Origin of the sequence: Fervidobacterium pennivorans DSM 9078 (genome assembly GCF_000235405.2) — a bacterium.
GTDB lineage: Bacteria > Thermotogota > Thermotogae > Thermotogales > Fervidobacteriaceae > Fervidobacterium > Fervidobacterium pennivorans.
In genome coordinates, this window is the sequence record NC_017095.1 from 768,953 (window position 1) to 785,476 (window position 16,524).

At 40.6% G+C, this 16,524-nt stretch carries 17 protein-coding genes; 9 read left to right on the forward strand and 8 right to left on the reverse strand.

The features are described 5' to 3' along the window. Positions 1-17: 17 nt before the first annotated feature. Complete coding sequence (locus tag FERPE_RS03590) at positions 18-920, reverse strand: acetamidase/formamidase family protein (RefSeq protein ID WP_014451297.1); 903 nt, start codon at positions 918-920, stop codon at positions 18-20. Between the two features lie 14 nt (positions 921-934). Beyond that, a complete protein-coding gene (locus FERPE_RS03595; protein ID WP_014451298.1) occupies positions 935-1,555 on the reverse strand; it encodes an HAD family hydrolase in 621 nt (206 codons plus the stop codon). A gap of 105 nt (positions 1,556-1,660) precedes the next feature. On the opposite strand from FERPE_RS03595, the gene FERPE_RS03600 reads away from it, so the two are divergent. After that, positions 1,661-2,656, forward strand: coding sequence for a glycosyltransferase family 2 protein (locus FERPE_RS03600; protein WP_014451299.1), 996 nt, complete (start codon positions 1,661-1,663; stop codon positions 2,654-2,656). Positions 2,657-2,663: 7 nt separating this feature from the next. After that, on the forward strand, positions 2,664-3,620 hold the full coding sequence (locus FERPE_RS03605) for an LCP family protein (RefSeq protein ID WP_014451300.1): 957 nt from the start codon (positions 2,664-2,666) through the stop codon (positions 3,618-3,620). 5 nt (positions 3,621-3,625) lie between these two features. Here the strand turns inward: FERPE_RS03605 and FERPE_RS03610 are convergent, their stop codons facing one another. From FERPE_RS03610 to FERPE_RS03620, 3 genes are all read right to left on the reverse strand, one after another. Beyond that, positions 3,626-3,811 (reverse strand): MerR family transcriptional regulator, encoded by a 186-nt coding sequence (locus tag FERPE_RS03610; protein WP_155804093.1) that lies wholly within the window; start codon positions 3,809-3,811, stop codon positions 3,626-3,628. A 424-nt stretch (positions 3,812-4,235) separates the two neighbouring features. Beyond that, positions 4,236-5,306 (reverse strand): non-hydrolyzing UDP-N-acetylglucosamine 2-epimerase, encoded by a 1,071-nt coding sequence (gene wecB, locus FERPE_RS03615; protein ID WP_014451301.1) that lies wholly within the window; start codon positions 5,304-5,306, stop codon positions 4,236-4,238. 66 nt (positions 5,307-5,372) lie between these two features. Continuing rightward, complete coding sequence (locus FERPE_RS03620; protein ID WP_014451302.1) at positions 5,373-6,476, reverse strand: AAA family ATPase; 1,104 nt, start codon at positions 6,474-6,476, stop codon at positions 5,373-5,375. Positions 6,477-6,690: 214 nt separating this feature from the next. Here FERPE_RS03620 and FERPE_RS03625 point away from each other — a divergent pair, with 214 nt between their 5' ends. The 4 genes from FERPE_RS03625 (at position 6,691) to FERPE_RS03640 (ending at position 10,939) form a co-directional block, all read left to right on the forward strand. Beyond that, positions 6,691-7,101, forward strand: a complete 411-nt coding sequence (locus FERPE_RS03625) for a hypothetical protein (RefSeq protein WP_014451303.1) — start codon at positions 6,691-6,693, stop codon at positions 7,099-7,101. 220 nt (positions 7,102-7,321) lie between these two features. Then, positions 7,322-8,401 carry an NAD/NADP-dependent octopine/nopaline dehydrogenase family protein gene (locus FERPE_RS03630; protein WP_014451304.1) on the forward strand — a complete coding sequence of 360 codons (1,080 nt, stop codon included), beginning with the start codon at positions 7,322-7,324 and terminating at the stop codon, positions 8,399-8,401. Next, positions 8,398-10,053, forward strand: coding sequence for a cobalamin B12-binding domain-containing protein (locus FERPE_RS03635; RefSeq protein ID WP_014451305.1), 1,656 nt, complete (start codon positions 8,398-8,400; stop codon positions 10,051-10,053). The genes FERPE_RS03630 and FERPE_RS03635 overlap by 4 nt, the downstream gene beginning before the upstream one ends. Next, complete coding sequence (locus FERPE_RS03640; protein ID WP_014451306.1) at positions 10,031-10,939, forward strand: D-alanine--D-alanine ligase family protein; 909 nt, start codon at positions 10,031-10,033, stop codon at positions 10,937-10,939. The genes FERPE_RS03635 and FERPE_RS03640 overlap by 23 nt, the downstream gene beginning before the upstream one ends. 823 nt (positions 10,940-11,762) lie before the next feature. Here FERPE_RS03640 and FERPE_RS10220 read toward each other — a convergent pair. The 3 genes from FERPE_RS10220 to FERPE_RS03650 are packed head-to-tail and all read right to left on the reverse strand — an operon-like array spanning position 11,763 to position 13,295. Continuing rightward, positions 11,763-12,425 carry an alpha/beta hydrolase fold domain-containing protein gene (locus FERPE_RS10220; RefSeq protein WP_167843744.1) on the reverse strand — a complete coding sequence of 221 codons (663 nt, stop codon included), beginning with the start codon at positions 12,423-12,425 and terminating at the stop codon, positions 11,763-11,765. After that, on the reverse strand, positions 12,391-12,648 hold the full coding sequence (locus FERPE_RS10490) for a hypothetical protein (RefSeq protein ID WP_167843743.1): 258 nt from the start codon (positions 12,646-12,648) through the stop codon (positions 12,391-12,393). The genes FERPE_RS10220 and FERPE_RS10490 overlap by 35 nt, the downstream gene beginning before the upstream one ends. 14 nt (positions 12,649-12,662) lie before the next feature. Then, positions 12,663-13,295, reverse strand: coding sequence for a glycosyltransferase (locus FERPE_RS03650; RefSeq protein WP_052312842.1), 633 nt, complete (start codon positions 13,293-13,295; stop codon positions 12,663-12,665). Positions 13,296-13,444: 149 nt separating this feature from the next. On the opposite strand from FERPE_RS03650, the gene FERPE_RS03655 reads away from it, so the two are divergent. The 3 genes from FERPE_RS03655 to FERPE_RS03665 are packed head-to-tail and all read left to right on the forward strand — an operon-like array spanning position 13,445 to position 16,521. After that, complete coding sequence (locus FERPE_RS03655; protein ID WP_014451308.1) at positions 13,445-14,683, forward strand: ABC-three component system protein; 1,239 nt, start codon at positions 13,445-13,447, stop codon at positions 14,681-14,683. Next, a complete protein-coding gene (locus FERPE_RS03660) occupies positions 14,667-14,909 on the forward strand; it encodes an ABC-three component system middle component 7 (protein WP_014451309.1) in 243 nt (80 codons plus the stop codon). Before FERPE_RS03655 ends, FERPE_RS03660 begins: the two co-directional genes overlap by 17 nt. Continuing rightward, complete coding sequence (locus FERPE_RS03665; protein ID WP_014451310.1) at positions 14,884-16,521, forward strand: DUF2326 domain-containing protein; 1,638 nt, start codon at positions 14,884-14,886, stop codon at positions 16,519-16,521. The genes FERPE_RS03660 and FERPE_RS03665 overlap by 26 nt, the downstream gene beginning before the upstream one ends. Positions 16,522-16,524: the final 3 nt, after the last annotated feature.

The following is a 16,524-nucleotide window of genomic DNA, read 5'->3' on the forward strand; positions in this document are numbered from 1 at the left end:
TCGACAATCGCATAAAATCAAATAGATACGCCTAATCTCTCTAAGATATCCACAGGCATGCTGAACCTTGTGGTGACAAGCGGGTCCACAACCTGAGAAATCTCCGTATTCCCAACTATGCTAAACAACATCACCAATTCTTCGGGACTAATATTCGTTCGGCTCATTACGAACTCAAACATATCGCCCACAGCTTCTTTCACAGCTTCATCGAGCGTCTTTGATGAGACCAATGTGAATACTATTCCCTCGGACACAACCATGGGGTTCTTTAAACTCAAGTTCTTTCGTACACGCACTACTGTTCGAACTTCTCCTGCGACTTCTATTCCAGTACCGCAAACCTCCCCATCGCCCATGAGCGCATGCAAATCACCAAGTGCAAGCAAACCACCTTTGACGGAAACTGGTAAAAACACCCTTGCACCTTTCTTTATGTACCTCGTGTCCAAATTCCCACCGTGCGAACCCGGCGTTCCGCAATTTATCGTCCCTTCCTTCGGTGCAACACCGATTACACCTACCATGGGTTCTATATCGAGCTCCAAATCGTTGAAAATAGCCTTCGAATTCTCAACCTTGACTATTTTTGTATAATACCCCTCGAACTTCCCTCCAAGCGGTCCGAGTCCTTTTCCCGTTGCCATCACACCTTGATTATTCACTTTTATATCCACTATCTGTATTTCCAGCACATCTCCCGGCTCTGCACCGTTCACAAAGACTGGACCAGTTGCTGGATTTACCTGGTTCCAGTCGAGGCTCTCAAGCTTATCTTCGCAAGTCTTTATCTGGTTGGAAAAACAATCAAGCGTTTCGAAAACAACCTCATCACCGCTATTTACAGAAACAGCAGGAGCATTATCCGGCGAAAATGCGAAAACCTTCTTTTGCGTATCTACAAAATGCCTCACACCCATCCCCCCTACTAAGATCACTCTACAGGATGCCCCAACACTTTTTCAAGCTCTTCTTTCAAAACCCTGTAGTCGGTCAAGTGTATTACTGAAAATCCCAACCTACTTGCCGTCTCGATATTGTCCTTCCTATCATCTATAAACAGCGAATGCATCGGCACAACACCGTAGCGCTCCATAAGCTCGTAGAAGATATCCTCATTCGGCTTTATCTTTTTCACGTGGCTCGATATGACCATACCGTCGAAATACTTAAAGAATTCAAACGTATTGTACACATGCTCAAACGCTTTGTAGCTGAAATTAGAAAGCACGAGCAGCCTGTATCCCATCTTTTTCAACACCGGCAACAGTTTGGCATTCTCCTCAATCGGTTTCAAAAGGCTGAGCACCGCACTCTTCATGTGGCGAATGTACTCGCCATACTCGGGGTATCTTTCCTCAACCATCTTCCAAAACTGGGCTTCTGAGATCTCTCCCTTATCCATCAAGTTCCACTCTTCAATCGAGAAAACCTTCTCCGTTAGCACCTTCGCAACTTCTTCGTCGAAGTGCTCTACCATGTACCCGTAAGGGTCCCAGTGAATCAAAACTCTCCCAAGGTCGAAAACAATCGTATCTATCTGTTTAGCCCCCATAATATCCAACCTCCCTCTGCTTTCTTGGATTACATTTTATCACATCTTCATGATATAATAAATTCCGTCGAATTTCTAATCATCTTAAAAGGAGAGAAAATAAATATGGCTGTTCTACCACTCGTTTCGGTAATTCTCCCAACTCTCAACGAAGAAAAAACAATCGAAAAGACAATAATTAGCTTTATCGAATCGGATTACCAAAATGTTGAACTCATAGTCGTCGACGGCATGAGCTCAGACAGAACGAGAGAAATAGTCGAAAGGCTCAAAGAAAAATACCCAAACAAAATAAGATTGCTTGAGAATTCCAAAAAATATACGCCATCCGGTATAAACATCGGCATCAAGAATGCAAACGGAAAGTACATTATGCTTGCAAGCGGACATGCGTCTTACTCAAAAAATTACATCTCTGCCTGTGTCCAAGCGCTTGAAAACAACGAATGCGACGTAGCAGGCGGGGTTATGGAAGTCTTGCCAAGAAGTAGCAACGTAAAAGCCGTTGCTATAAGCGAAATATTGAAACACCCATTCGGAATAGGCGGTGCGAAATATAGAACAAACAACCAGAAGAAAGAATACGTCGACACCGTTGCGTACGGCATATACAAAAGGGAAATCTTTGAAAAAGTAGGGCTTTTCAATGAAGAACTAATAAGAAACCAAGACATTGAATTCAACATCCGATTAAAAAACGCTGGCTACAAGATATTGCTCATTCCAGAAGCTCGAGCATATTACTATGCGAGGGACACATACACAAAACTATGGCAAAATAACTACTCAAACGGCTTTTGGGTAACCCACAGCTCCAAATTCGTCAAAAGGGCATATCGACCAAGACATTTAGTGCCGATGCTCTTTGTCTTGTATCTCATTTCTTTGCTCTTATTGCTCTTGCCAGTGAATAGAGTTCTGAAGTTTTTATACGCACTCCCTGCTTCTCTGTACCTGGCTCTGAGCATTTACTTCTCATCACAGGTTGCAATCAAGCACAAAAAGATTGCGCTCGTTCCTTATACATTCTTTTCATTCTTAGTTTTGCACATCTCATATGGCATCGGTTCGATAGTGGGAATCTTTAAGAATAGGAGATGAGAAAGATATGCAAAATTTCTTGAAATTCATTGTCGCATTCTCGTTATCTTTGATAATAACAGCAATCATCGTCGGGGTATACCTCAACACAAGGCTTGAAAAAATTAAATTCACAGACTTGTTCAGTCTCGAAGAAGTTTATGCCGCAAAAGATACGAACAACCCGACAGCTCCAAGCAACGAAAAATTTGCGGCTGTGCTCTTTGGTCTTGACGCAAGGCAAGAAGGAGAACACGCAAGGAGCGATACGATAATGGTATTGCTAATAGACCATGCTAATAAAAAAATAAAGCTTGCTTCGATAATGAGAGATCTGTACGTTAAAATCCCCGGATTTGACAAAAGAAAGATAAACAGTGCATACGAACTCGGCGGTCCGAAACTTGCACTTGCAACGCTTAACAAAACGTTCCAGTTATCTTTAACAAGATACGCTACCGTCGATTTTGAAGGGTTCGAAAAGATAATAGACGCCGTCGGTGGCGTTGAAATAGATGTTAAACCAGAAGAAGTTGAACATATAAACATAAACATGCGAGAGGTAAAAAATTTGCTTGGCGGAAAACTTCCTGAAGTCAAAAAGCCCGGCTTGCAAAAACTGAATGGGCGACAGGCTCTTGCATATGCAAGGATAAGATACGTTGGCAATGCTGACTACGAGCGCGTTCAACGCCAACAGAGAGTCCTCGAGCAGGTATTTGAAAAACTAAAAACCGCATCTGTTTCAACAAAACTAAGGATAATAAATTTGGTGCTTCCATATATAGAAACCAACATTCCAAAGTCAGAGCTCATCTCGCTCGGAAGCAGGAACTACTCAGCATACACTCTCGAAAGGTTCAGGGTGCCAATAAACGGTTCCTTCCAAGAAGGACATGCAGTGATAGATGGCGTGAACCAGTGGGTGTTTATAACCGATATACCGAAGAATACAAAAGCACTGCACGAATTTCTGGGAAAGTGAAAATCTCACCGTGATTTAAAATATTCTGGATACACCGCCCATCGTCCACCGATTTTTGTAGCAATAAGTGTTTTCCTTTCAATCATCTTTCTGATTGCATCAGGCGATTTGCCAATCATATTCGAAAAATCATCTATCTTCATAAGTTTTTCTTCGTTAACTTTGCAGATAATCCTATCGTATGACTCCATCAGCATAAACGCGATTATTTCTGCCAGTTCTTGGATATCTTCTTTGTCAAAGCGTTTTTCAATATCTCCGATTGAAAAATTCCTTGGTGAATCTTTAAGAATTTTTCTAAGCCCTTTTCTGCACTTTCAAGGGATTTGATGTACTTATCTCTATTTTCAGCATGTACAACCATTCCATATGCCCAGTTTCAACCGGTACGAGCCCGCATATACTTTTTCGCCATTCTAAGAGCTCTCGCAATACATTATTCATCTGAGAACAACACTTTCTTGTCCTGTTCTGAGACGCTACAAAATGATACTCTATTAAAATCAAATAAATAACAACATTTTAGAAAGTCAATGTTTGTCCAATTTCCGCCCAAAATCGCCAAACCGGACAACTATTCACACAACAATAATCAAAAGGATACGTCTTAGTTACCTATTCGATTACCGCCCTTATTATCCTCTCCGAAGCTTTTCCGTCTCCAAATGGATTTTTCAGCTCACCTGGTTGGAATTCCAAGGCTTTGTACATCGCGTTTAAGACACCATCCGTCTGCGTGCCTGCAAGAACACCGAAACCACTTTCAATGAGCTCTGGTCTTTCCGTTGTCTCCCTGCACACTACGACAAATTTTCCAAACGTAGGCGCTTCCTCTTGAATTCCCCCACTGTCTGTTGCGATGAACTTTGCACCTTTAAGCAAAGCTGTGAGCTGGACGTAGTCAACCGGTTCAGTCAACTTCGCATATTTACATCCGTCAAGTTCTGAGTATACAATCTCCCGCACTTTCGGATTTTTGTGAACAGGAAAGACAAGGTGTATCTTCTCGTTTTCAGCAAACTTTCTCAACGCTTTCAATATATTCCTCATTCTATCCCCTATGTTCTCCCTTCTGTGCAATGTAACTAAGAAATATTCACCATCATCAAAAATCTTCTTTCTTTCCGCATCCAAATCGAAATGCTCTACAACATACATCTGTGCATCTATAACCGTATTCCCCGTCACCAATATCCTGCTTTCATCAAAACCTTCCCTGAAAAGTGTCGCTCTTGACTTTTCCGTCGGTGCGAACATCTTCTCTGAAACTTGGTCAATCACCCTTCTGTTCATCTCTTCAGGGAACGGGTCGTACAAATCACCACTCCTCAACCCAGCCTCTATATGCCCCACCTTAACGCCTCTATTGAAAGCAGCAAGAGCTGCTGCCATAGCCGTTGTCGTATCACCTTGGACGAATATCCAGTCGTACTTTCGCTCATTCAAAAGCTCTTCAAAACCTTTGACAACTCTGTACATAACCTCGTTGAGCGTCTGATTTGCTGTCATTATGTTCATATCTATATCAGACTCAACACCGAATATCCCCTTCATCATGTCAACCATTTCTCTGTGCTGACCTGTGCAGATAAAATCCGCATCCACGCCAAGCTCCTTCGCTTTCAAATAGACCGTGGCAACCTTTATTATCTCAGGCCTCGTCCCAAACACTATCCCTATTCGCACAACTATCCCACCTTTACTACTAATCTTTCGAAATCTAAAATTATTCTACCATACAAAACTATCCGTTCAATTACTGAACCTCTTTCTTGCGTACTCTTCAAACACTGGGTCAACAATCTCGTACCTTCCCCTTCCGAGTTTTTCGACAATTCCATACTCTGAAAGCTTTCTCAACACCTTGCTCAGTGCAGATGAATTTGGAATATCGTAGCCTTCTAACGTACCGGAGGAAAATAGTTCGCCTGACTGTTCCGCAACTAACTTTAGCGCATTCTTAACATACTTGTACCCTAGTGTTTCGACCAAAATATCGTAATTGTACGACTCTTTCTCAACAATATTATTAAACGCATCTTCCACATCTTCAAAATCCACTTCTGCTTGAGTTCTGCTCCACAATTCGTACCCGAAAAGCTGCAAATAATACGGATGTCCCTTCGTTTTGGTATACACTTCTTTTGCTAAATCAGGAGAAATAACCTTTCCCGTTCTTCCAAACTGCCTCACAAGATACTCAACACAATCGTCTTCTGGCAACAGTGGATTCAAATCAACCTTCAGACAAGAATGGTACAATATGCCAGAGTTTTCAAAAAACAACTGCTCGAGCATGTGTTTGAAAGAACCAGAGAAAACAAAACCTACGTTTTCTGCAGATTGAATATAACTTCTCAAACTCTCCGCCAAATTCTTGTGGACGTTCTTGTACGCTTGGAATTCGTCCAAGACGATAACCAACCTCTCATTGAGCTCCCTCTGGACTCTGTTCAGTAGCTCATATAGTCCGCCGAGCAACATCTCATTATCAACTTCCTTAGAAAAAGAAACGCCGACAAAACCCAAATTGAACTGGATGCTGAAAGGCAGATTCTTCAGATAGTTCACAAAAAATGCCATCAAATCTTTCCGACGCAAAATCTCGAAAATCTGCTCAACTAAGGTATTAACAAGCCCTCTAACCGAATAAACTCCGAACAAATCAACGTAAAGACAACTAAACCCGCTCTCTACAGAAAATTTCTGCAAAAACCACGTCTTTCCAAACCTGCGAGGTGCGATAACCACAACATTATTCCCGCTCTTGACACCTTCGAGAAGATCACAGTATTCATCTACTCTATCAACAAAACTCTCCGGACTGTACGCCCTTCCGATTTTAAAAGGATTCATCAGCATTCCCTCCCGCTTAAACAAATTTCCAATAAGATGTATCCACATGTTAATAAACTTAAGTAGATACATATCTTTGGAATACGAATTCAACCTCCCTTGACACGGGAGAATTTTTTTTGCTATAATTAGTATACATTTGTATACATATTTGAAAACCCAACACCTCAAGAATAAAGAGAAAAAGAAAGCATAAAGCCGTGGGGGGATTAATGTGGAAATTGCCAAAAGTATTGAAGACTTAGAACCACAAGCAGCGGTTGACAACTGTGCAGAAAGCACAAGAAAGTGGCACGAAAAGGTTCTCAGCTATGCGCACCTTGTGCGCAGATGGACGAGCTATTTCTGGAAAATCAACAAAGCGTACCTATACTCATATGAAGATTTAGAACAGACCATATGGTACATACTAATGGTTGGATTGCAAGAATTCGACGGTAGGGGAGATGAGGAACAATTCCTTAACTGGTATATCAGAAACAAAATTGTTTCTGTAATCATGTACGGCAAAAAACCTCCAAAATGTGTACATTCACCATTCACACCTATAAGGTTCGACTACGTCTCGCCGGATGATTTAGCCGAAGTAAACGAACTATTTTACTCGGATTTGGATGGGGAATAAGAAAAGCATACTTAAGGAGAATGCCTCCGCAAAATTTTGCGGAGGCTTTTTTATTTGCCTTTATTTAAGCCGTTTTAGAAATCCGATATTTTGTTACATATTTATCAAGTGCGGAAATTCGCATACATAATATGTTTTTTGCACATCGTTGACAATTTTGTAATTTTAGTATATAATTAGTAACCGGTCCGCCTCTGCTCCTAAGAAAGGGGTGGTATTGATGAAAGTATGTATCATAGGAGGCGGTAATGGCGGTCAGGCGCTTGCTGGAGTACTTGCTTTAAGAGGATTTGATGTCTCATTGTACAACAGAAGTGAGCAAAGAATTGAAAGGATTATAAAAACCAAAAAAATTGAGTTGCAAGGTTCTATATCAGGCATAACTTATATTTCCTTCGCTACAACAGACCTAAGAGAAGCAATATCAGGCAGGCAGTTACTTTTGGTAGTGCTTCCCGCTTTTGCCCACAGAGAGATTGCCTTAAAGTTAGCCCCATATTTAGAAGACGGACAGATAATAATCTTGAACCCAGGCAGGACCGCTGGTGCTTTGGAGTTCTACACTGCTTTGAAGCAATTTGGTGTTGATAAAGACATCACAGTAGCAGAGGCTCAGACGTTCCTCTTCGCTTCACGCATAACCGGTCCGGGAGTTGTAAAGATATTTGGAGTTAAGAATGCCGTGCCAGTTGCCGCACTTCCCGCTCAGAAAAATACTATACTCAAAGATGCAATTGAAAAAGTGCTTCCGGAATTCAGAATTGTTCCAAACACGCTTCACACTTCTTTTGCAAACATAGGGGCTGTTTTCCATCCTGCAAGCGTCTTGCTGAACGCTGGATGGATTGAATCAACATCGGGTGATTTTGAATTTTACACAAACGGGATATCGCCGAGTGTAGCTAAAGTTTTACAGGCGATTGATGATGAAAGATGTGCGGTTGCCAAATCTTTTGGATTAGAAACCATGAGTGCACTCGAGTGGCTCAAATATGCTTACAGTGTGGAGGGGGAAGACCTATACGAAGCGTTGCAACTGAACAAAGCTTACAAGGGTATAAAGGCACCAAGTTCGATTGATAACCGCTACATACTCGAGGACGTGCCAATGAGCTTAGTGCCGATTTCAGAATTCGGCAAAGTTACAGGCGTTCGAACACCAACAATAGACACGATTATTTCATTAGCATCAGTAATGCTGGGACGTGATTTCAGAAAAGAGGGTCGCACGCTTGAAAAACTTGGACTTCTCGGCAAGAGTCCAGAAGAAGTTAAAAGGATCATGGAGGTGGGAATATGAGAATTTTGGGCGCTGCGATAGGAAGTTGCGTTCACAACGCCGGGTTATTCAACTTCCTCCGATTAGCAGAAGACAATGGGTACGAGACTATATATCTCGGTTCTGCAGTACCTCTGGAAGTCTTGGTGAAAGCTATAGAAGAAGAAAATCCGGATATAGTCGCGCTAAGTTACAGACTCGGCGCAGAACCATTGCGAAAACTCTTAAGAAAACTTGAAAAGATGCTCAAGAAAAGAAAATTGTTAGACAAACTATACATTTTCGGTGGGGCGTATGAAACTGGAAAGGTAGCTAAAGAATTCAGATTTATCAAGCACGTATTCGACGGAACTGAAGAGCTTGAAGACGTAGTCATGTTCCTGAGAGGAACCGTTCGTGCAGAGTTTTTGGATGTAACCTATCCACAAACCTTATCTGAACGTGTGAAGTTCAAAGCACCGTTCCCATTGATAAGGCATCACATAGGTTTGCAAACATTAGAAGAGACTGAGGAAGAAATCAGAAAACTTGCTGAATCGGGACAACTTGACATTATCTCAATTGCGCCTGATCAGAATTGTCAACAGTACTTTTTCGAACCTGAGAAGATGGACCCGGCACAAGATGGCGCTGGCGGTGTGCCAATAAGGAAAAGGGAAGATTTCGTGAGGCTGTACGAAGCGTCAAGAAGAGGTAATTATCCACTAGTACGCTGTTATTCAGGCACAACGCACTTGCTTGAATTCTCAAAATTACTGAAAGAGACTATTAACAACGCTTGGGCAGCTATACCATTGATGTGGTATAGTGACCTCGACAGGCGTTCAGACAGACCGCTTAGGGAAGCGATAAAAGAAAATATGAAAGCCATAAGGTGGAATGCAAAGCACGGCGTACCTGTTGAAATCAACGATCCGCACCAATGGGCTTTGAGATATGCTCACGATGCAGTCGAAGTTGCAATGACTTACATAACAGCTTTTGTAGCAAAAAAATTAGGCGTTAGAGACTATGTCCAGCAATTCATGCTCGAAACACCGAACGGTTATTCACCAAAAGGAGACCTTGCGAAAAACCTTGCTAAACGCGAGCTTATAGAACCGCTCCAAGACGAGAACTTCAAAATCTACAGAATGATTCGCACCGGTTTGATGTCGATGCCATCGGACCCGCACGCAGCGATGGCTCAACTCAGTGTTTCAATGTACTACGGTTGGGCATTAGAGCCTCACATAGTTCACGTTGTAGCTTACTCAGAAGCAATCCAGAGAGCCACAGCCAAAGAGATAATCGAAAGCGTGAAAATGGCAAAGCGTGCGATAAGCCTTGCGATGCGTGGCACACCTGACCCACTTGCCGACAGATGGGTCAGAAGAGAAAAGAACAGAATAATGCAAGAAGCGATGGCAATAATCGAAGCTATAAAAGAACTCAAAGGCGGAAGCGAAGATGCATTAGCCGACCCCGATACGCTTTATGAAGCAGTAAGACTTGGCATCTTAGACGCTCCTGCACTTAAGAGCTTCTCAGTCGCAAAAGGCGAAGTAAAAGTAAAGATTATCGACGGCATAGCCCGTTCTGTTGATGAATTCGGCAGGCCATTACCTGAAGAAGTCAGGCTTGAGAATATCCTTTCGGAGGTGGCTGACGTTGAAAATAGCGATAGCATATGACAAATCAAATCTCGACAACGAGCGCTGGAAGATGGTCCAATCAGTCTCTGAAGCGCTTTCAAAAAAATACGATGCAGAACCAGTCGCCTTTGAAGATAACTTCTGCGAAAAGGTAAAAAAATACGATGCCGTTTTCAACCTCTCAACGGCATACAAACAGATGCACGTACCCGCAATACTTGAAGTATTGAAAATCCCATTCACCGGCTCGTCAGCTGCCGCTCATGCACTGTGCATCGACAAGCTTAAAACCAAAATAATTCTCAAACACTTCGGCATTCCAACGCCTGACTTCATTTCAGTTGACTTAGATGAAGAAGTCCCTGAAATAGATTTTTATCCAGCAATCGTCAAACCGGTGAAAGAAGGGAGTGCAAAAGGCATATACGCCGATTCTGTTGTGCATAACCACGAAGAGTTGAAAGAAAAGGTTCTGAGAGTACACAAAGAGTTTGAACAACCAGCTTTGGTTGAACAATTTATCGAAGGAGACAGAGAATACAGCATAGGAATAGTCGGCAGTAAAGTCTTGCCAATACTCGAGATAGACTTCTCATCGCTACCGGAAGGGCTCGAAAGATTCTATTCACATCGTGTCAAACACGAATACGGAGAACAGACAACCTACATCTGCCCAGCGCAACTCACGGAAGAACTGAAAGCACAAATCGAACACTACGCATTGAAATCATTCAAAGTCCTCGGGCTTAGAAACTACGCTCGAATGGATTTAAGAGTAAAAGATGGCAAAATATACTTCTTGGAAGCAAACTCATTGCCAATGCTCACGCCAAACTATTCAGACATAATCAAAATGGCGCAGGCTGCAGGTTATACATACGACGAATTCATACTTACCATCTTCGAAGACGCGTTGAGAAAATAACTAAAGACAATTTTGAAAACACGGGCGCCCCCTCCTCCTTATCCTCCGCCCGTGTTTTTTAGTTAAATAGATTCTGACACGTGTCATCCTATACCAAAAAATCGTCTTTAACAAACCTTCCTTCTTCACTGTCATTGTAAAGAACCTGCCAATTCGAATTGGTAGGAATTTATAAAGTGGACTTTACAAAAACCAACCAAGTGTGATAACAGTCCTACAAAACCCGCCAATTTGTAGCATCAATAAATCCTCGAATCAAAACAATGCCTTTCCTAAGAATAGAAAAACGAGAGTATTCTTACCACAAATCGTGATGCATCATTGACACAAGATGATGCATCAGCCAACATAAATGATGCATCAATTTTGTATGGACAACCCACACTACATTGGTTTTGTCTGTCCTAATGATCAAGCTTTTTATTTCTACTTTTTCTCCCTAACCAAACAAAACACCAAGGATGCACTATGTAAGCACTCGTTGCGCAATTTTCGGCGTATTGACCTGTCCATAGGTCAAAAACTGCAAAACTTGACCTTTGCGCAGGTCATTTTTCACTGCCACTGTGAACCAGAAAAATCATTTCTGGCTTAGAAAATTTATAAATAAATAATCTTCAGCAATCGTTTCACGTTGAAACGATTTTTGCATAAAATCGTTCTATAACAAAACGAAAATCGAGAAAATTTATAAATTCTGTTCTGCAATGAAACGAAATCTTGGCAAATTCGTTCTGACGCAGAACGATTTACAATATGAGGACGAGCAAATTGAGAGGAACTTATAGGGGAAAACTTACTCTCAAATCGGTGGTGATGGAGGCTACAACCCGCTCAGGATGTTTTTAAGCTTTTCCAAAGCATCTTTCGATTCCCTAAGAAATGTCAAAATCACCCAGTCGTGGAACAAGCCGTCGTACTCGAAATAATTGCATAAAACCCGTTGTTCTCTAAGCTTATCTCTCAGCTTTCGTGCATCTGGATTGAGGATATCGTGTGTACCCGTGAATATACTCACCGGACAAAAGCCATGAAAATCTCCATAAATCGGGCTAACGTGCCAGTCTTTCAATTCCAGCCCAGAAGCGTACTGCTGAGCTGCTGCTTTCAAGCCCTTAACTGTTAGAATCACATCTTTGCTCTCTAAATTCGCAATCTCAGGATTCTCCATGCTCACATCAATCCAGGGCGAGAAGAGAACAATGTGTTCAGGCAATCTTCTATTCTCGTCTCTCAACTTTTGTGCAAATCCGAGCGCCAGTCCCCCGCCTGCCGAATCGCCGATGAAAACAAATTTTTTGCCTGAATATTTCTCGAGCAGCATTCCATAAAGCTTATCCACAAACTCGTAAGTTTCTCTCCACGTATTCTCAGGCGCAAGCGGATAATCCGGAACAACGACAAGTGCGTTCAACTTATCAACTAATTTTCCAACCAAATCCCAGTGCATTTTAGTTATATTGCCAACATACGCTCCACCATGCAAAAAAAGAACCACAGTACGTGGTTCTGAAATCTTCGGTGTAACTGCCCATACACAACCGGCCAAGCAGAGTAAATTCTTCTATGCTGAATTTTCTAAATAACTTCTTCATCGGCTTGGCAGGTTCCCTCTTCAACGAACCGTCAGCTATTCTCTTTTCAATGATATACTTAAATCTAAACGACCTTAGGAAAAACTGAATAGTTGATGTTTCAAAACTCGCCATAGTTTCAGTTACTCCTAATCTTTAAACACGAACTCTAAGAACTCTCCTTCCTTCTCTTCATCCCATACAAAAAGGTGCTTGCATTTCTCTACATTCTGCCTGTAATACTCATAGTTTTCAAACGCATCAAGTATCTTTTTCACCGAACCTTCCACATCACTTGGGTCAATCACAACACCAATTCCGTACTTCTCCACCAGTTTCACCATAGAGACGAACGTATTTTTGACTATTACTGGCGTTCCTGCAGCGATTGAATCGTAGAACTTATTTGGCAGCGAGAAGATGTCGTTCTTGTAAGTCTCATTTCCTGTAGTCGAGAAAGATATAAGGCTGAACATCGACTTTGAAAGCTCCATCATCATCTGCTCGTACGGCAGAAAGCTCGTGTATTCGTGCGGGATGTCTTTGAAAATGTCGGAATTAATACCAATGACCTTGAACTTGATTTCTAAATCATTCAGCTTTCTTAATATTTCTTTCTCTTTGGATATGCCTCTTTGAATCTTTCCCACAAAGACAATTTCCTTACGCTTCTCGGTCGGCTCAACTGATAAACTTGCGTAATTTGGAAGAACAAGTGCCGGTTTCCTGAATTCAACTTTTTCGAAGATGTCGCTCATCGTCTCTTCGGAAACGAAAATCAACTTGTCAGATAGCTCTATCTGCTTCTTGAAGAAGTTCCAAGCTATCTTTTCAATTATTCTCTTGGAAAATCCCGAAAGTGTCTTTAGAAAATTCTCTGGATGGTACTCATGGATATCAAATAAAACAAAATAACAGGAGGGCGCAATACATGAAGAAGCTATGTTTTGGCACTTTTGCAACAATTTTAAAGATTTGCATGGCAAAAAGAGTAACACAAAAGCAATTGTGCGGTACCATGCTGCTTTCTATTGCGCCTACTTATGATATTCGCAGCGATGATGGCACCGTTTCAGATTTGATATTAGGTAAAAAAAATCTTTCACCTGTTGTAACCGATGCTGCTCCGGATGTAGATGCTCGTGATATTTCGGTTTTCTTTAAGGAGAAAGTCCTCCCCATGTTGGATAGTAATAAAAATAGCCTAATAGTTCTTGCATTGAAGGACATCATTGCTTCTGATGACACAATCGAACCTGAAACAATTGTTGAGAAAGTAAATAACATGACAAAGGAGGATATTGTTACCTGTAATTCATTTGTTCTGGAAGACTTTCTTGCCGGAATATTTCTTTATACAGTACTTAATGTCGAAAACAGGAATTGTGAAAATAGTGTAAGAGAGATAACCGATGAGTACATACAATCCTTTGAAACTCAAAAGAAAAGCATTAAATTTATTACAACTTACAATAATTTTTCTATGGAAGCCGCTAATGAAGTTGCGATCGATGCTCGAGCTTTGGTGCTACTAGCTGAAACGGGCGGCAGATGCCAAAAGTGCGGTAGAATTCTTGGTATAAAAAAAGAAGGCAACGATATTAACTACGCTAAGATCGTTCGCCTTTCAGAAACTGACGATATTATTCTATGTGTTGACTGTGAACGCGAAATTCGAAATTTATCTGAAGAAGATAAATTGGCTTTATTATCCGACAAGCATGACTTAGAAATACTTGTTAAGGCAAGAGATGCCACATCAAGACATGAAATAGAAAAGCAAACTGAACAAGTACTTCGAGAAGTTGATCTAATGGATGTTACAGCCGATACACAACTCAAAATGGAACCTATTAAGGTTGAAAATAAAATTACTGAAAAACGCCTGAAAGAAAGAGTGCTTTTTGATGTTAGACGGTTTTATGAAGGAGTAAATGATACATTAGATCGGTTAGCCGGAGAAAATAAATTAAATGTGGATAGATTTGCTAAAAGTATTAAACGGATGTATGAAGATGCTAGTGAATCACAGATTTCACAAAGTGCTATTTACAACCTCCTTGTTGAGACATTATTTGAAAAGACCGGTCGTAAATACAGAGAGGCTTGTGAGATAATAATCTCCTACTTCGTGCAAAGGTGTGAGGTGTTCGATGAGATTACCAAATAAAGTAACATCATATTCAAACAGTATTATTGCGCTTTTTCCAGGTATTTTAGAAGCATTGTCACAGCAAGATATGTCCCCAAAAGAATTATTTGAACGAACCATGCCACGCCAAAAAAACATGGCTGATTTTCTAAGTGCTTTAGACTGCTTGTTTGCATTAGGCAGAATTAAACTAATTGAGGAAAAGAGGGTACTGCGCTATGTTAAAAGAGATACGATGCGATAAATTTGCTCCAAATCATCAAGTGATAAAACTTAATGAAGGATTAAACACGGTTTTGGGCAGTTCCAGCGGTACTAATGCAATAGGAAAATCAACATTTCTGTGGGTTATAGATTATGCATTCGGCGGTGACAGATACTACTCCATGTCGGATGATATAAAAAAGGAAATAGGCCCACATACCATCCATTTCACTTACGAGTTTGAAGGACAACCGTACTATTTTTATAGAAGTACTGAAGATACTAAAAATGTATATCGAAGTGATAAGGACGGACATTTTATTACAAAATTGACACTTGATGAATTTCGTAGCTTTCTATTTCAAGAATATAAAGTTGGTACCCCCTCTCTTACATTTTCAGATATAACTGAGCGTTTTTTCCGCATTTATGGGCGCGAAAATACGCTAGAAAAGTATCCATTACTTGTAAAACCTCGTGAACAAGATGAAAAGGCAGTCGATTTTTTATTAAAACTTTTTGGGCACTATGAAATTCTATCTGCGATTAAGAGCATGGAAGAAGAACTTGGGATTAAATTTTCGCAGCTCAAATATCGCCAACATCAGAGAGTGGATATAGAAAAAATCGAAACCAATCAAAAAATGATCGAGTCTTTAAAGAAAAGGCTTCAAAAATTAATGAAAAACAACGAAGAAGCACAATTAGCAGTTTTTGGGTTTGATACACATACATTCGAACAAATAACTGCAATTCAAAAAGAATTGAATAGTTTTATTCGCAAACGTAATCGCTTGCAATCGCAGCTTAATGCTATTACGAGCAATATAGCTGATAGCAAGGCCGAAATCGCAAGTGAATTTGATTCATTGTTACACTTTTTCCCAAATGCTAATATAGCAGCATTTGAAAAGATTGAATATTTTCATGAGAAAATTAGAGAAATTTTAGGCGAAGAGATGAATCAGGAAATTGAGCGTTTGCAGCAAATAATTGATCAATATGATAAAGAAATAAATCGCCTTAATAGAAAAATTAAAGAAACTGGCTTAGCTAAGGAAATGTCAGAGAGAATACTATCACAGTGTGTTAATGTGTCCAAAACAATTGATAGACTTGAAGAAGAAACGGCGGATTTAATTCATCAAAAAGAACTTCAAGAAGCTCGCATTGAAGCAGAGAGGAAATTAAAAGATCTGCTACTGCAACAAACCGAAATAATACAAGAAATACAAGATAACATTAACCTACGAATGAAAATGATTAACGACGTAGTAACTGAACAGCAGGAAATCGCCCCACTTTTGCAAATAACTCCTCAAAAGGAAATTATATTTGAAACACCCGGAAACACAAGTGAGGGAACCGCTTTCAAGAGCCTAGTTATATACGATTTAACTATACTTGAACTACGGCCAATCCCTGCACTTATCCATGACTCCAATATCCTTAAACGTATTGAGGATATACACTTAGAACATATATTGGAACGTTATCAATCCAGTAATCGCCAGGTTTTCATTGCGTTTGATAAAGCTGATTCTACAACTGAGAAAGCGCACAAGATTTTAGAAGAAACAGCAATCTTGCGATTATCAGATGGTAATGAACTATTTGGTCGTTCGTGGAGTAAATACGAATCGAATGATTAAATA

What these genes read in the sequence shown, in the direction of transcription:
- FERPE_RS03590 (WP_014451297.1), bottom strand. Translation starts at nt 920, where the DNA reads ATGGGTGTGAGGCATTTTGTAGATACGCAAAAGAAGGTTTTCGCATTT.
- FERPE_RS03595 (WP_014451298.1), bottom strand. Translation starts at nt 1,555, where the DNA reads ATGGGGGCTAAACAGATAGATACGATTGTTTTCGACCTTGGGAGAGTT.
- FERPE_RS03600 (WP_014451299.1), top strand. Translation starts at nt 1,661, where the DNA reads ATGGCTGTTCTACCACTCGTTTCGGTAATTCTCCCAACTCTCAACGAA.
- FERPE_RS03605 (WP_014451300.1), top strand. Translation starts at nt 2,664, where the DNA reads ATGCAAAATTTCTTGAAATTCATTGTCGCATTCTCGTTATCTTTGATA.
- FERPE_RS03610 (WP_155804093.1), bottom strand. Translation starts at nt 3,811, where the DNA reads ATGGAGTCATACGATAGGATTATCTGCAAAGTTAACGAAGAAAAACTT.
- FERPE_RS03620 (WP_014451302.1), bottom strand. Translation starts at nt 6,476, where the DNA reads ATGAATCCTTTTAAAATCGGAAGGGCGTACAGTCCGGAGAGTTTTGTT.
- FERPE_RS03630 (WP_014451304.1), top strand. Translation starts at nt 7,322, where the DNA reads ATGAAAGTATGTATCATAGGAGGCGGTAATGGCGGTCAGGCGCTTGCT.
- FERPE_RS03635 (WP_014451305.1), top strand. Translation starts at nt 8,398, where the DNA reads ATGAGAATTTTGGGCGCTGCGATAGGAAGTTGCGTTCACAACGCCGGG.
- FERPE_RS10490 (WP_167843743.1), bottom strand. Translation starts at nt 12,648, where the DNA reads ATGGCGAGTTTTGAAACATCAACTATTCAGTTTTTCCTAAGGTCGTTT.
- FERPE_RS03655 (WP_014451308.1), top strand. Translation starts at nt 13,445, where the DNA reads ATGAAGAAGCTATGTTTTGGCACTTTTGCAACAATTTTAAAGATTTGC.
- FERPE_RS03660 (WP_014451309.1), top strand. Translation starts at nt 14,667, where the DNA reads ATGAGATTACCAAATAAAGTAACATCATATTCAAACAGTATTATTGCG.
- FERPE_RS03665 (WP_014451310.1), top strand. Translation starts at nt 14,884, where the DNA reads ATGTTAAAAGAGATACGATGCGATAAATTTGCTCCAAATCATCAAGTG.